Source organism: Citrobacter sp. VF227, assembly GCF_052950715.1.
Window position 1 is genome coordinate 1 of record NZ_JBRFVF010000010.1, and the last position, 14,875, is coordinate 14,875.

General features: G+C 52.3%; 17 protein-coding genes. 9 read left to right on the plus strand and 8 right to left on the minus strand.

Translation table 11 applies throughout. The features are described from left to right. Positions 1 to 192: 192 nt before the first annotated feature. On the minus strand, positions 193 to 759 hold the full coding sequence (gene gmhB, locus ACU8YC_RS21225) for a D-glycero-beta-D-manno-heptose 1,7-bisphosphate 7-phosphatase (RefSeq protein WP_042312133.1): 567 nt from the start codon (positions 757 to 759) through the stop codon (positions 193 to 195). Positions 760 to 948: 189 nt separating this feature from the next. Here gmhB and metN point away from each other — a divergent pair, with 189 nt between their 5' ends. The 7 genes from metN (at position 949) to ACU8YC_RS21260 (ending at position 7,420) form a co-directional block, all read left to right on the plus strand. Beyond that, a complete protein-coding gene (gene metN / locus ACU8YC_RS21230; RefSeq protein ID WP_003018468.1) occupies positions 949 to 1,980 on the plus strand; it encodes a methionine ABC transporter ATP-binding protein MetN in 1,032 nt (343 codons plus the stop codon). Continuing rightward, positions 1,973 to 2,626: a methionine ABC transporter permease MetI gene (locus ACU8YC_RS21235; RefSeq protein ID WP_003018471.1), complete on the plus strand. Its 654-nt coding sequence runs from the start codon at positions 1,973 to 1,975 to the stop codon at positions 2,624 to 2,626. The genes metN and ACU8YC_RS21235 overlap by 8 nt, the downstream gene beginning before the upstream one ends. Before the next feature lie 44 nt (positions 2,627 to 2,670). Next, positions 2,671 to 3,486 carry a methionine ABC transporter substrate-binding lipoprotein MetQ gene (gene metQ / locus ACU8YC_RS21240; protein ID WP_151216812.1) on the plus strand — a complete coding sequence of 272 codons (816 nt, stop codon included), beginning with the start codon at positions 2,671 to 2,673 and terminating at the stop codon, positions 3,484 to 3,486. A 116-nt stretch (positions 3,487 to 3,602) separates the two neighbouring features. After that, positions 3,603 to 4,007, plus strand: a complete 405-nt coding sequence (gene rcsF, locus ACU8YC_RS21245) for an Rcs stress response system protein RcsF (protein WP_151216811.1) — start codon at positions 3,603 to 3,605, stop codon at positions 4,005 to 4,007. Next, positions 4,004 to 4,711, plus strand: coding sequence for a tRNA (N6-threonylcarbamoyladenosine(37)-N6)-methyltransferase TrmO (gene tsaA / locus ACU8YC_RS21250; protein ID WP_151216810.1), 708 nt, complete (start codon positions 4,004 to 4,006; stop codon positions 4,709 to 4,711). The genes rcsF and tsaA overlap by 4 nt, the downstream gene beginning before the upstream one ends. 113 nt (positions 4,712 to 4,824) lie before the next feature. After that, on the plus strand, positions 4,825 to 6,543 hold the full coding sequence (gene proS, locus ACU8YC_RS21255; RefSeq protein WP_187253762.1) for a proline--tRNA ligase: 1,719 nt from the start codon (positions 4,825 to 4,827) through the stop codon (positions 6,541 to 6,543). A 52-nt stretch (positions 6,544 to 6,595) separates the two neighbouring features. Continuing rightward, positions 6,596 to 7,420 carry a YaeF family permuted papain-like enzyme gene (locus ACU8YC_RS21260; protein ID WP_151224589.1) on the plus strand — a complete coding sequence of 275 codons (825 nt, stop codon included), beginning with the start codon at positions 6,596 to 6,598 and terminating at the stop codon, positions 7,418 to 7,420. A gap of 47 nt (positions 7,421 to 7,467) precedes the next feature. On the opposite strand, the gene nlpE is transcribed toward ACU8YC_RS21260, so the two are convergent. From nlpE to ACU8YC_RS21275, 3 genes are read right to left on the minus strand one after another with little or no spacing between them, the layout of a single operon-like run. Then, positions 7,468 to 8,169 carry an envelope stress response activation lipoprotein NlpE gene (nlpE, locus tag ACU8YC_RS21265; protein ID WP_151216807.1) on the minus strand — a complete coding sequence of 234 codons (702 nt, stop codon included), beginning with the start codon at positions 8,167 to 8,169 and terminating at the stop codon, positions 7,468 to 7,470. A gap of 30 nt (positions 8,170 to 8,199) precedes the next feature. Further along, a complete protein-coding gene (gene arfB / locus ACU8YC_RS21270) occupies positions 8,200 to 8,622 on the minus strand; it encodes an alternative ribosome rescue aminoacyl-tRNA hydrolase ArfB (protein ID WP_151224588.1) in 423 nt (140 codons plus the stop codon). After that, the gene (locus tag ACU8YC_RS21275; RefSeq protein ID WP_151216805.1) at positions 8,619 to 9,164 is read right to left on the minus strand and encodes a YaeQ family protein; all 546 of its coding nucleotides are present in this window, start codon (positions 9,162 to 9,164) and stop codon (positions 8,619 to 8,621) included. Before ACU8YC_RS21275 ends, arfB begins: the two co-directional genes overlap by 4 nt. Before the next feature lie 188 nt (positions 9,165 to 9,352). On the opposite strand from ACU8YC_RS21275, the gene ACU8YC_RS21280 reads away from it, so the two are divergent. Beyond that, complete coding sequence (locus ACU8YC_RS21280; RefSeq protein ID WP_151216804.1) at positions 9,353 to 9,553, plus strand: YaeP family protein; 201 nt, start codon at positions 9,353 to 9,355, stop codon at positions 9,551 to 9,553. Beyond that, entirely contained in the window at positions 9,540 to 9,800 is a 261-nt protein-coding gene (rof, locus tag ACU8YC_RS21285) for a Rho-binding antiterminator (protein ID WP_003018503.1), read from the plus strand. Before ACU8YC_RS21280 ends, rof begins: the two co-directional genes overlap by 14 nt. A gap of 64 nt (positions 9,801 to 9,864) precedes the next feature. Here the strand turns inward: rof and tilS are convergent, their stop codons facing one another. The 4 genes from tilS to accA form a co-directional block, all read right to left on the minus strand. Further along, the gene (tilS, locus tag ACU8YC_RS21290; RefSeq protein WP_446895708.1) at positions 9,865 to 11,157 is read right to left on the minus strand and encodes a tRNA lysidine(34) synthetase TilS; all 1,293 of its coding nucleotides are present in this window, start codon (positions 11,155 to 11,157) and stop codon (positions 9,865 to 9,867) included. Positions 11,158 to 11,218: 61 nt separating this feature from the next. Continuing rightward, positions 11,219 to 11,608, minus strand: a complete 390-nt coding sequence (locus tag ACU8YC_RS21295; protein WP_151216802.1) for a VOC family protein — start codon at positions 11,606 to 11,608, stop codon at positions 11,219 to 11,221. A 66-nt stretch (positions 11,609 to 11,674) separates the two neighbouring features. Continuing rightward, positions 11,675 to 13,813, minus strand: a complete 2,139-nt coding sequence (gene ldcC / locus ACU8YC_RS21300) for a lysine decarboxylase LdcC (RefSeq protein ID WP_446895709.1) — start codon at positions 13,811 to 13,813, stop codon at positions 11,675 to 11,677. A gap of 99 nt (positions 13,814 to 13,912) precedes the next feature. Continuing rightward, on the minus strand, positions 13,913 to 14,872 hold the full coding sequence (gene accA, locus ACU8YC_RS21305; RefSeq protein ID WP_061067282.1) for an acetyl-CoA carboxylase carboxyl transferase subunit alpha: 960 nt from the start codon (positions 14,870 to 14,872) through the stop codon (positions 13,913 to 13,915). Between the last annotated feature and the right edge of the window lie 3 nt (positions 14,873 to 14,875).

Genomic DNA, 14,875 nt, shown 5'->3' on the forward strand with positions numbered 1-14,875 from the left:
TGGCGTATATTACGCTTTCCTCTTTCAGAGTCAACCCTCATTTTCAGGTTTTTCTCTTCAACCGGACCGGCTGTTTGTGTGAAGTGATTCACATCCGCCGTGTCGATGGAGGCGCATTATAGGGAGTCGAATCAGGAAGACAAGCGGAAAAATGCTTTTTTGTTTCAACCGCTCACCTTTTATCCATTACGCTTACTTTTGCTGCTTTTTTATCGCCATTGGCAGGTCTGCCAGACTATTTATGACCAAATCCGCCGCATTTTCTGCTTCCGGCGTAACAGGTTTCCCCGTGCGCACCAGAACCTTCGTGCCAACATTCGCAGCTGCCGCCGCCTGCATATCTTCTATTTTGTCGCCCACCATATAAGAAGCGGCCATATCGATGTGCAGGAAGTCTCGGGCGGAGATCAACATTCCAGGATGCGGTTTACGGCAGTCGCAAACCTGACGATACTCTTCTACAGTACCCTGCGGGTGATGCGGACAATAGTAGATGCCGTCCAGATCAACGTCGCGATCGGCCAGCGACCAGTCCATCCATTCGGTCAACGTTTCAAACTGTGCCTCAGTAAATTTACCGCGAGCGATACCAGACTGGTTCGTCACGACAATCAGCGCGTAACCCATATTTTTAAGTTCACGCATGGCATCAATAACGCCGTCGATAAACTCGAACTCGTCAATCTCATGTACGTAACCGTGGTCCACATTAATGGTGCCATCACGGTCGAGAAAAATTGCGGGTACAGATTTTGCCACCTTTTATAGCTCCTGAATAAGGCATGTGGCCCTAGTATCGCATGTTTCGGCGGGCAAGAAAGTGCTCATCGTGCAAAGCTAGATTGATTTAGACGTCTGGATGCCTTAACATCCATCTTGTTGACGGCTTCGACCGTCCCTGACAGACGAAAATGCCACGACTAACTTAATTACGATAATAAATAACTAATGATAAAACTTTCGAATATCACCAAAGTGTTCCAGCAGGGGACTCGCACCATTCAGGCGCTTAATAATGTCAGCCTGCACGTTCCTGCCGGGCAGATTTATGGCGTCATTGGCGCCTCCGGTGCAGGTAAAAGTACGCTCATCCGCTGCGTTAACTTACTTGAACGCCCAACCGAAGGCAGCGTCCAGGTCGGCGGTCAGGAGCTCACGACGCTTTCTGAGTCAGAGCTGACCAAAGCTCGCCGTCAAATCGGCATGATTTTCCAACACTTTAACCTGCTCTCTTCCCGCACCGTGTTTGGCAACGTCGCGCTACCGCTGGAACTGGATAACACACCGAAAGAAGAAATTAAACGCCGTGTAACAGAGCTGCTGGACTTAGTCGGTCTTGGCGACAAGCACGACAGCTACCCGGCCAACCTTTCCGGTGGACAAAAACAGCGTGTGGCGATCGCCCGTGCGCTGGCAAGCAATCCCAAAGTGCTGCTGTGTGATGAAGCAACCAGCGCACTCGATCCGGCAACAACCCGATCGATTCTGGAATTATTGAAAGACATTAACCGTCGTTTGGGACTCACCATTCTGCTGATTACCCATGAGATGGACGTTGTAAAACGCATTTGTGACTGCGTGGCGGTCATCAGTAATGGTGAACTGATTGAACAAGACACCGTCAGCGAAGTGTTCTCACACCCGAAAACGCCGCTGGCACAGAAATTTATTCAGTCCACGCTGCACCTTGATATCCCGGAAGATTATCTGGAACGGTTAAAAGCCGAGCCAGAAGCAGACAGCGTGCCAATGCTACGCATGGAATTCACCGGTCATTCCGTTGATGCGCCATTGCTCTCTGAGACGGCCCGCCGCTTTAATGTGAATAACAACATTATTAGCGCGCAGATGGATTACGCCGGCGGTGTGAAGTTCGGCATCATGCTGACTGAAATGCACGGTACACAGGAAGATACACAAGCAGCCATTAACTGGTTGCAGGAACACCATGTAAAAGTAGAGGTACTGGGTTATGTCTGAGCCGATGATGTGGCTGCTGGTTCGCGGCGTATGGGAAACGCTGGCAATGACCTTTGTGTCCGGTTTTTTTGGTTTTGTGATTGGCTTGCCGGTTGGCGTGTTGCTGTACGTCACGCGCCCGGGGCAAATCATTGAGAACGCGAAGCTCTACCGTACACTCTCTGCGCTGGTTAATATTTTCCGTTCCATCCCGTTCATTATCTTGCTGGTATGGATGATTCCATTCACCCGCATGATTGTTGGCACATCCATCGGACTGCAGGCCGCTATCGTCCCACTGACCGTCGGCGCCGCGCCGTTTATCGCCCGTATGGTGGAAAACGCCCTGCTCGAAATTCCAACCGGGCTGATTGAGGCCTCCCGTGCGATGGGCGCCACGCCGCTGCAGATTGTACGTAAGGTTTTACTGCCAGAAGCGCTGCCTGGACTGGTCAATGCGGCCACCATAACCCTCATCACGCTGGTTGGTTACTCCGCGATGGGGGGCGCCGTTGGTGCCGGTGGTCTTGGGCAGATTGGCTATCAGTACGGTTACATTGGCTACAACGCTACCGTAATGAATACAGTGCTGGTATTGCTCGTCGTTCTGGTTTATTTAATTCAGTTATCCGGCGATCGCATCGTCCGGGCTGTCACGCACAAATAACGTTGCACACAACACAAAAAACTCATTAAGAAAAGGAAATAAGCATGGCGTTCAAATTCAAAACCTTTGCGGCAGTTGGAGCCCTGATCGGTTCTCTGGCACTTGTGGGTTGCGGTCAGGATGAAAAAGATCCTAACCACATCAAAGTGGGCGTTATTGTTGGCGCAGAGCAGCAGGTTGCCGAAGTCGCACAGAAAGTAGCAAAAGAAAAATACGGCCTGGACGTTGAACTGGTCACGTTTAACGATTACGTCCTGCCTAACGAAGCCTTGAGCAAAGGCGATATCGATGCCAACGCCTTCCAGCATAAACCGTACCTGGATCAGCAGATCAAAGATCGCGGTTACAAACTGGTTGCCGCAGGTAATACTTTTGTTTACCCGATTGCGGGCTACTCCAAAAAAATCAAATCACTGGATGAACTGCAGGATGGTTCACAGGTGGCGATTCCAAACGATCCGACTAACCTTGGCCGCTCCCTGCTGCTGTTGCAAAAAGTGGGCTTAATCAAACTGAAAGACGGTGTTGGCCTGCTGCCGACCGCGCTGGACGTGATTGAAAACCCGAAAAACCTGAAGCTGGTTGAGCTGGAAGCGCCGCAACTGCCACGTTCCCTGGACGATGCACAAATCGCACTGGCGGTCATCAACACCACCTACGCCAGCCAGATCGGCCTGACGCCGGCAAAAGACGGTATTTTTGTTGAAGATAAAGATTCCCCGTACGTAAACCTGATTGTGACGCGCGAAGACAACAAAGATGCTGAAAACGTGAAGAAATTCGTTCAGGCATACCAGTCTGACGAAGTATACGAAGCGGCAAATAAAGTCTTCAACGGCGGTGCTGTTAAGGGCTGGTAAATTTAGGCTGTTTCCAGAATCTGTAATATCATCAGGACGGGCGCTTGCCCGTCTTGTCATTTATGCAAGCACCTGATTCAATATCTGACGTTTAGATCATTCATTGAGGAAATATTATGCGTGCTTTACCGATCTGTTTAGTAGCACTCATGCTGAGCGGCTGTTCTATGTTAAGCAGATCCCCTGTTGAACCCGTTCAAAGCACCGCTACCCCACCTAAAGCGGAGCCGGAAAAACCAAAAGCACCGCGCGCGACGCCGGTAAGAATCATTACTAACGCTGAAGATTTAGTGGGCAAACCGTTCCGCGATCTCGGCGAAGTCAGCGGCGAATCCTGCCAGGCATCCAACCAGGATTCCCCTCCAAGCATTCCAACCGCACGCAAACGCATGCAGATTAACGCATCTAAAATGAAAGCAAATGCGGTATTGCTGCACAGTTGCGAAGTAACCAGCGGAACGCCGGGTTGCTATCGCCAGGCGGTTTGTATCGGTTCTGCACTGAACATTACGGCGAAATGAGCCATTTTCAGTTCGAGCAAATAGGCGTTATCCGCTCACCTTATAAAGAAAAGTTCGCTGTTCCACGTCAGCCAGGTTTGGTGAAAAGTGCCAGCGGCGAACTGCATTTGCTCGCACCCTATAACCAGGCCGATGCCGTTCGCGGCCTGGAAGCCTTCAGTCATTTGTGGGTGATTTTTGTTTTTCACCAGACAATGGAGGGTGGATGGCGTCCAACCGTGCGCCCTCCTCGCCTGGGCGGCAACGCCAGAATGGGGGTCTTTGCCACGCGTTCAACGTTTCGTCCTAACCCTGTTGGCATGTCGTTAGTTGAGCTGCGGGGTATTCGCTGTCATAAAGAGCATGTAATCCTTGAGCTCGGTGGACTGGATCTTGTTGATGGCACGCCGGTCATTGATATTAAACCGTATCTGCCGTTTGCCGAGTCGCTGCCCGACGCGCGCGCCAGCTATGCACAGAATGCCCCCCAGGCCAGCGTAGACGTGACGTTCAGTGACGAACTTGCTGAGCAACTACCAACGCTCGAAAAGCGTTATCCGCATCTTCGTCAGTTTATTGCCGAAGTGCTGGCGCAGGATCCGCGTCCTGCCTACCGTAAAAATGAGGAAGAAGGCAAAACCTATGCCGTCTGGCTGCTGGACTTTAACGTCCGCTGGCGCGTCACGCCGGCAGGATTTGAGGTCTTTGCGCTGGAAGCCCGCTAATTTGCGTCGTGTACTCTTTTGACATCCCTTTCTCGCTGGTAAACTAAACCACTTTTGTTTTGTGCCAGGCTCGTTTTGAGCCTGTTCGATCGTTCAACTGGAACCGTAACAACATGCGTACTAGCCAATATCTGCTCTCCACTCTGAAGGAGACACCTGCCGACGCCGAAGTCATCAGCCACCAGCTGATGCTGCGCGCCGGGATGATCCGCAAGCTGGCCTCAGGGTTATATACCTGGCTGCCGACCGGCGTGCGCGTCCTGAAAAAAGTCGAAAACATCGTGCGTGAAGAAATGAACAACGCCGGTGCGATCGAGGTGTTGATGCCGGTCGTTCAGCCTTCTGAACTGTGGGAAGAGAGCGGCCGTTGGGAACAATACGGCCCGGAACTGCTGCGTATTGCTGACCGTGGCGATCGTTCGTTTGTACTCGGTCCAACGCATGAAGAAGTGATCACCGACCTGATCCGTAATGAGCTGAGCTCTTACAAACAGCTGCCGCTGAACTTCTATCAGATCCAGACTAAATTCCGCGACGAAGTCCGTCCGCGTTTTGGCGTGATGCGCTCCCGTGAATTCCTGATGAAAGATGCCTACTCTTTCCATACTTCTCAGGAATCCCTGCAGGAAACGTATGATGCGATGTATACCGCATATAGCAAAATCTTCAGCCGTATGGGCCTGGATTTCCGTGCAGTCCAGGCTGACACCGGCTCCATCGGCGGCAATGCCTCTCATGAATTCCAGGTACTGGCGCAGAGCGGCGAAGATGACGTGATCTTCTCTGACTCCTCCGACTACGCGGCCAACATTGAATTTGCCGAAGCGCTTGCGCCGAAAGAACCGCGCGCAGCGGCAACCCAGGAAATGACGCTGGTTGATACGCCGAACGCGAAAACCATCGCCGAGCTGGTTGAACAGTTCAACCTGCCGATCGAGAAAACCGTGAAAACCCTGCTGGTGAAAGCGGTTGAAGGCAGCAAATCTCCGTTGATTGCCCTGCTGGTTCGCGGCGATCACGAGCTGAACGAAGTCAAAGCGGAAAAATTGCCGCAGGTTGCCAGTCCGCTGACCTTCGCCACCGAAGAAGAAATTCGCGCGTTGGTGAAAGCAGGTCCGGGATCTCTGGGGCCGGTGAACATGCCGATTCCGGTAGTTATCGACCGTACCGTTGCGGTAATGAGCGATTTTGCCGCCGGCGCCAACATCGACGGTAAGCACTATTTCGGTATCAACTGGGATCGCGACGTGGCGACGCCGGAAGTAGCTGACATCCGTAACGTGGTTGCAGGCGACCCGAGCCCGGACGGTAAAGGTACGCTGATGATCAAACGCGGTATCGAAGTGGGCCACATCTTCCAGTTGGGTACCAAATACTCTGAAGCGATGAAAGCCGCCGTTCAGGGCGAAGATGGTCGTAACCAGACGCTGACCATGGGCTGCTACGGCATCGGTGTCACTCGCGTGGTTGCTGCAGCTATTGAACAGAACTTTGACGATCGCGGCATTGTATGGCCAGACGCTATCGCGCCTTTCCAGGTGGCGATTCTGCCGATGAACATGCACAAATCCTACCGCGTTCAGGAGCTGGCTGAGAAGCTGTACGCTGAACTGCGCGCGCAGGGTATCGAAGTGCTGATGGACGATCGTAAAGAGCGTCCGGGCGTGATGTTCGCCGATATGGAGCTGATCGGTATTCCGCACACTATCGTGCTGGGCGACCGTAACCTCGACAACGACGATATCGAATATAAATACCGTCGTAATGGCGAGAAGCAGCTGATTAAAACAGGTGACATCGTCGACTACCTGGTCAAAGCTATTAAAGGCTAATACCAGCGCAAGGCCCTGAGGATCAGGGCCTTTTTTACATGGATTGTATAAAATGCTTAAACCAATGGCGTATTACCGCCTGCACCTCCTCTTCTGTCTTCTGCTTTCAGCCTGCACGATTGACGTCAGTCAGCAAAATTCATCGGCAAAGGCTGTTGATGCCCAGGCAAAGAAATGGGAGGTAAAACTCCAGCATCAAAGCTCATTTACCGATCAAGCGCTGCATGAAATTACTGATACCGACCTCAGGCCAGGCGACCTGCTATTCTCCTCCAGTCTTGGGGTGACCTCATTGGGTATTCGCGCGTTCAGCACCTCTTCTGTCAGCCATGTGGCCGTTTACCTTGGCGGTAATGAAGTTGCCGAAGCCACCGGGGCGGGAGTACAAATCGTTTCGCTCAAAAAGGCTGAAAATCACAGTGATAAGCTTTTTGCTCTGCGGGTACCCGACCTCACTCCGCAGCAGGCCGAAGAAATCAAAACATTCGCTTATAAAATCAAAGATAGCGGCTATAACTACCGCGGCATCGTCGAATTTATTCCGTTTATGGTGACCCGGCAAATATGTTCGTTGAATCCTTTCTCAGCGGATTTTCGCCAGCAATGCGTTAGCGGGCTGGCAAAAGCCCAGTTGAGCAATATCAGCGAGGGAGAAAAGAAGGCGTGGTTTTGCTCCGAATTCGTAACCGATGCGTTTGCCACCGCCGGACACCCGCTAACGCTGGCGCAGTCGGGCTGGATTAGCCCTTCCGACCTGATGCATATGCGCGAAGGTGATATTTCCGCGTTTAAGTCTGAAACGCAGCTACAGTATGTCGGCCACCTGAAGTTAGGGATTTATATCAAAACCAGCCGTTTTGTTGGATTGACCCGATAAGGAAAAACTGCCCGGGCGATCGCCGGACAGTTTTTATAAGCAGCAGATCAATCAGCGCAACTCTGGCCAGGGATAAACTTAATTTCTTTATCCGCTCTTAAGGTTTTCACTGGCGCGCCCGTATCAGGATTTTCTTCCATCGTGAAGTGCCCTTCCACCGTAAGCAGAACTGCCTTATCCGTTGCACCACGCGCAGTCAGATAATCTCGCTCCAGTTGTGCATTGTTCGCGACAGAGACTCTTTTACCCGTCGCACAATCAGTGAAAGTTGCCGCGTCAGCCATATAGAAGTACATCCCTCGCATCGGCATTGGCGTCACTGGTAAGCTGGCGGAAACTGGCTGGAGGGTGTAGTTGAACTGCGACTCTATCGGATTACCTTCACGATCGAGCATTTCCAGCGCTTCACCTTTTGCGCGGTAGTACGATTTTTCGCCTTTACTGTCCGTCAGGACCAGTTTGTCGGCTGTACGCGCCCATGTGCCATAAGAGGCAAAAGAGGACGGTTCATCCCGTACGCCCTGGTAGCGTTCGTTCATCACCCATGTGCCGTCTTTTTCCAGGAACAGAGAAGTTTCAATCCCTTCGCAGTCCGCGCAAGGCAAAATGCCGCGCCAGCTTTGCTGCATCGGTTTTAATTCTGCCGCCCGCGTCGGCTGTAGTACTTCAACTTCAGTACGGTTGTTACAGCCGATCAAGGAAAAGAGCGTACATGCAGCGACTACGGACAATATTGCTGTTTTCACTATGAATTCCTTATAAATTTTAATTCCCGCTCGTCAGTCTTGCGTTCGACGAACTTTCCCGCGCAGTGCCTTCACTGTGGATTTTTGCGCCTTCGATGACAACCTGCGCTCTTTCGAGGCGCGCGTAGGGCGAGTTGCCTGTCGGCTTTTTTGCACAGCGGTTAATTCTTTTATCACCGCCACCAGCCGGGAGATTGCCGCTTCCCGATTTAGCTCCTGGCTACGGTATTCCTGCGCCTTAATGATAATCACGCCATCGCCTGTAATCAGATGATGGCTGGCAGCCAGCAAACGTTCCTTATAATACTCTGGCAGCCCAGAGGCCCGAATGTCAAAGCGCAAATGGATAGCCGTCGAGGTCTTATTAACGTGCTGACCGCCCGCGCCCTGTGCCCGAATCGCCGTGATTTCCAGCTCGTTATCTGGGATAGCGACATTTCGGGATATAACGATCATGAACGCGGCTGCCACGCGGCCAGATGAACTTCCAGATTATTCTGAGAATCGGACAGCCAGATAGCACCGTCCTGAATAGTCGCCTGTAGCGCCATTGTACGACCAGCAAAGTCACTCAGCTGTGCAAGCTGTTCATCATCCAGATACCACACGGTAAGATTTTTAAACTGCGCACACTTGCTCTGGTTTTGCTGCCACCAGATCTGAGCCGCACGGCTGTTGTAAGCAAACAGGGCTACCTCAGCGGACTGGGTACAGGCTTTCTTAATACGACGCTCATCCGGCAGACCCAACTCAATCCAGAGATCGATGCCCAGATGGTCGTTACGCAACCATGCTTCAGGCTCATCCTCCGCACTCAGGCCACGCGTGAACTGCAGCCGTTCATCGGCATATTTAATCCAGGCCAGCAGACGAAGCATCATGCGTTCCTGGGTTTCAGAGGGATGACGCGCCAGCGTCAAGGCCGCGTCGAGGAACTGGTTGCGGTCAAGATCCGCGACGTTGACAACGGCTTTATAAATTGTCGCTTTAAGCGCCATGAGAGAACTCCTTTCGAATCAGGCGCACATTGTAGCGAAAACTACGGCAAAAGGCTGCTAACTGCTCCTGTATCAAGGCGCTGATATTGCTTGAATGAGTATGGTATAGTCACCTTGCTAAACAGAGTTTATCTTCGTAGGCTTAGACTTGCATCCACGGTTAAGTCAGAGTGCTGACAGGAGGGCATGTGGAAAAATATTGTGAGTTAATACGCAAGCGGTACGCGGAAATCGCCAGCGGAGATTTAGGGTATATCCCGGATGCGCTGGGTTGCGTATTGAAGGTGCTTAATGAAGTGGCGACAGACAACGCCCTTCCAGAGTCGGTCAGGGAAAAAGCGGCCTATGCTGCCGCGAACTTACTGGTGAGCGATTATGTCAATGAATGAAACATATCAACCCATCAACTGCGATGATTACGATAATCTAGAACTCGCCTGCCAGCACCATTTGTTACTGACGCTGGCGCTAAAAGATGGCGAAGTTTTGCAGGCGAAAGCGAATGACCTGGTTTCACGCAAAAACGTGGAATATCTGGTCGCAGATGTCGCGGGCGAAACCCGGGAGCTTCGCCTCGACAAAATTGCCAGCTTCAGCCACCCGCAAATCGGTACCGTGGTAGTCAGCGAATCTTAACTTTTCTTGCACCTTATCCGGCCTACATATCTTCTGGAGAGTAGGCCGAATAAGCGCAGCACCATCAGACATGCCAAATCAGACTTACACCTTCTTCATCTACCGCCGCGCCCTCACGCGTCACAAAAACACCTGCAGCTGCAATCAACGTTTCACCATAAAACAGCAACGGCGTGGTATCTCGTCGCCAGGGTGGGATCCCCTGTTCCTGCCAGATTTTCTTTAATTTCCGCCCACCGTTACGCCCGACAATATGCAATACTCCTGGCGCTTTAAAACGGATGCTGACAGCTTCATCCGCTTGCGGCATGCGCAATTCGCCAGCAGAGATGAGCTGCACTGAGCCTAACCCGGCAGGCAGCGTCAGCGGCGTTTTCCAACATGGCCACGGAAGAACGGTTTCGCTTTGACCGTGGTTCGATTTAACCCACCACAGCTGTGACTGATAGCGACGAACCGCGTATTCTCCAAGGCGAAAACAGGGCGCAGCATCTTCCCGTGCCAACGCAACTTCCTGCCAAATACGTTCCAGCCCATCACGGGAAGGCATCGGCGCATTTAATCCCGCCAGCCAACGACGAAGCAGAGCGGCACGCCGCACATCGCTCATCATCATTAGCGGTGCCAGTAACAGTGCGCCATGGGATGTGACGCAGTCGGCTAAATCGTTGGCCAGCAATTCATCCAGTAAACTTTCCTGCTCAGCGCACAGCGCGGCGCTACGGGCCGTGGCTTGTGCGAAGTGCGGCCAGCGCTGTTGGAGTAAGGGGGTAACGCGCAATCTGAGAAAATTGCGATCGTAGGTATCATCCTGATTGCTTTCATCTTCTATCCAGCATAATTCATGCTGTCGCGCCCATGCTTCAAGCGCCTCTCGCGTTTGCGCCAGCAACGGTCGGATCAGCCGGGTCCCGGCGAACGGTGAGCTTTCCCCCATGGCGGAAAGTCCGGCGGGACCACTGCCGCGCTTAAGCGCCAGCAGGAAAGTTTCACACTGGTCATCCAGATGCTGGGCGGTCATCAGCACCTCACCCGGGAGTAAAGTCTGCGCAAATGCCTGATAGCGTGCTCGCCGCGCCTGAGCTTCAATGCCCAGCCCATCATCCTCAAGATGGACCCGCTCAACCACCAGCGGCACCTGCCACTGCGCACATACCGACTCACAGTGTTGCACCCAACCCTCTGCATGGGGGCTTAATCCGTGATGAATATGGATTGCGCGCAACACAACCCCAGGATTTTGTGCTCGCCACAGCACTAACTGATGCAACAGCACGGTAGAGTCCAGCCCGCCGCTAAAGGCGACCAGAATCGATTGGGAATTCAGCAGTGCAGTGTTCAACGTGAGTGTCGTCATGATGGTTTCTTACAATGGCATTGCCCGGCACGTTACCGGGCAAACGCCACAATGACAAGCCTTACAGCTCGTACAGTTCGAGGGGTAATCCGTCCGGGTCGTTAAAAAACGTAAAGCGTTTGCCGGTAAACGGATCGATTCGCACGGATTCGCACTTCACCTGGTGAGCTTCCAGGTGAGCGATCGCTTTTTCCACGTCATCTACGCTGAACGCCAGATGGCGCAAACCGCAAGCTTCCGGGCGGCTCGGGCGGCACGGCGGAAACGGAAAAGAAAACAGCTCAATCACATACTGTCCGTTCAATGCCAAATCGCCTTTCCAGGAATCACGTTCTTCCCGGTAGGCTTCGCTGATTAGCGTAAAGCCCAGCACATCACAGTAAAATCTCTTACTCGCCGCATAGTCTGTCGCAATAATGGCAATATGGTGAACCTGTTTTAATCCCAGCATAGCGTCATAGCCTCTTTCTTTTTTCTTTTAAAACGTTACTCGTGCGTAACAAGGTCAGGCAAGTCGTTATGCCATTTTCAGGACTCTCACGCGATACACACCATCCTCACCCAGTTTAGCGCCATGGATATCGGTTTCAAATCCAGGATAATGTTGCCCCACCGAACACAGCATCAGCAGAAAATCGAGCACCGTCCGGCTTTTCTCCGTGATCATTTCCCCTGGCATCAACAACGGCACGCCGGGAGGATAAGGCAGGATCATATTAGCGGAAACACGCCCCACCAGTTGATCGAGCGTCACCGTTTCGACTTCACCTTTGATCTGCCGCTGCCAGGCCTGGTGCGGCGTCATTTTCATTTCCGGTAAGGTATCAAACGCCCGCAACATCAACCCAGAGAGATCGTGCTGGCGGATCAGTTTGTGGATCCCCAGCGCCAGCTCCTGAATACGCATATTACGATAGAAATCAGGATCTTCGGCATACAGATCCGGCAGCATATTTTTCACGCGTAAATTCAGGTCGTATGAACGTTTAAATTCCGTCAGGCCGCGCAGCAGCCCCATCGCCCGGGTTTTATCAATACCAATACTGAACAGGAACAACAGATTATACGGCCCTGTTTTCTCAACGACGATGCCGCGTTCATCGAGGAATTTCGCCACCAGAGCCGCGGGGATCCCCTCTTCGCTCATATTTCCTTGCTCATCCATCCCCGGTGTCAGAATGGTAACTTTCACCGGATCGAGGAACATGTGGTCGGCATCAGCATCGACAAATCCGTGCCAGTCTTCACCAGGCGCTACCGGCCAGCACTCTGCTTCATCTACCTTTTCCGGCTGCCAGATATCAAAGAACCAACCATCTGACTCTTCTCGCAGCCGCTGGACTTCCTTACGGAAATGCAGCGCCCTCTCAACCGAACGATTGATCAGGCGCTTGCCTGAATTGCCACGAAGCATTGCCGCCGCCGTTTCGATAGACGCAACAATCGGGTAGCTCGGCGAAGTGGAGGTGTGCATCATAAAGGCTTCGTTGAACGTCTCTTCATCGTAGTCGCCCTTAATGTGGATTAACGAAGCCTGTGACAATGCCGCCAACATTTTGTGGGTAGACTGGGTTTCAAAAATCACCTTCCCTGGCACCCGCTCGCCGCTCATTCCGCTTTTCCCCTGATAGATCGGATGAAAATGGGTATATGGCACCCAGGCAGAATCAAAATGAATGGAGGGCACATCCAGGGTTTGCTTGATCCAGTTAGTGTTATACAACAGACCGTCATAAGTGGAATTGGTGATGACCGCGTGGACTGGCCATTGCGCCTGAGGGCTCTCTTCTACCTTACGTTCTATGCTTTCGCGAGTGAATTCCCGACGGGGTATACCGCCGAGGATCCCCAGCGCATTACGGGTAGGCTTCAGCCAGATTGGCACCACATCGCTCATCATCAGCAAATGCGCCAGCGATTTATGGCAGTTGCGATCAATCAGGAGCGTACTGCCTGAAGGCGCGGCATACATGCCGACAATCTTGTTCGACGTTGAGGTGCCGTTAGTCACCATATAGCTCTGTTCAGCGCCAAAGGTACGTGCGATGTACTCCTCGGCTTCCAGATGCGGACCGGTATGATCCAACAACGAGCCCAACTCAGTCACGGAAATGGACACATCGGCCTTCAGCGTGTTACCGCCAAAGAAATCATAGAACAGACAGCCGACCGGGCTTTTCTGGTACGCCGTTCCCGCCATATGGCCCGGCGTGCAAAAGGTATACTTCCCTTCCTTCACATAGGTAAACAGCGCTTTGGTAAAAGGTGGCGTGATGTTATCGAGGTATTCATTGGTGTACTGGCGAATACGCGTAGCAATATCGTCAGACTGGCCCAATGCGTACTCAAAGAACCACAGCGCCATGCGTAGGTCGTGTGCGCTGACATCCATCGTCGAATGAGTATTAATAAAAGCGTAGAGCGGGAGATACTCATTGAGCTGATTGATGTCACTACACAGATCCAGACTGTATTCATCCCAGTCAAAAATGACGCCGCAAATTCGCGGGTTATGCTCGATAAACTTCAGCAGGTCGACGCTATTCTGCGGCCAGATAATCTGAAATCCTTGCTGCTGCAGCGCACGTTCAAGCTCCTTGATGGGCTCATCTTTATAAAAGACGCCATGCGGTCCCATGATGGCAATGATATTCATGCGTTCCTCCTGGAAAAACCTTAGTTAAGCATAGCCTGGTCAAACTGCAGGTAAAAAAAAGGGCCACAGCGTTGTGGCCCTTTTCAGAATTAATGCAGTTTACGCGTAACCATAGCTCATCAGACGCTGATAACGACGGTTTTTCAAATCTTCTTTGCTTAACACGTCGAGATCGGCGAGATCGGCCAGCAGCTGTGCTTTCAGGGACGCCGCCATCACTTCCGGGTTACGATGGGCGCCGCCCAGCGGTTCCGGGATGATAGAGTCAATCAACTTCAGCTCTTTCAAACGAGGGGCGATGATGCCCATCGCTTCTGCGGCCAGCGGCGCTTTGTCGGCGCTTTTCCACAGAATGGATGCGCAGCCTTCCGGAGAGATAACGGAATAGGTGCTGTACTGCAGCATATTCACTTTATCGCCCACGCCGATCGCCAGTGCGCCGCCGGAGCCACCTTCACCGATAACGGTACAGATAACCGGCACACTCAGACGCGACATTTCACGCAGGTTGCGCGCAATCGCTTCAGACTGACCACGCTCTTCCGCGCCTACGCCCGGGTATGCCCCAGGGGTGTCGATGAAGGTAATGATCGGCATATTGAAACGTTCAGCCATTTCCATCAGACGCAGCGCTTTGCGATAGCCTTCTGGCGCTGGCATGCCAAAATTACGACGGATTTTTTCTTTGGTCTCACGGCCTTTCTGATGACCAATGATCATCACCGGACGGCCATCCAGACGCGCGATGCCGCCGACAATTGCTTTATCATCCGCATAGGCACGATCGCCCGCCAGCTCATCAAATTCATCAAATGCCAGGCGGACATAATCCAGGGTGTACGGACGCTGTGGATGGCGCGCCAGTTGGGCTACCTGCCATGCGCCAAGATCGGCGAAGATTTTACGCGTCAGTTCTACGCTTTTTTCACGCAGACGATGCACTTCTTCATCGATGTTAATATCCAGTTTCTCATCCTGACGGCTAACCGCAGTCAGAGAATCGATTTTTGCTTCCAGCTCTGCAATCGGCTGTTCAAAATCAAGGAAATTCAGACTCATAGT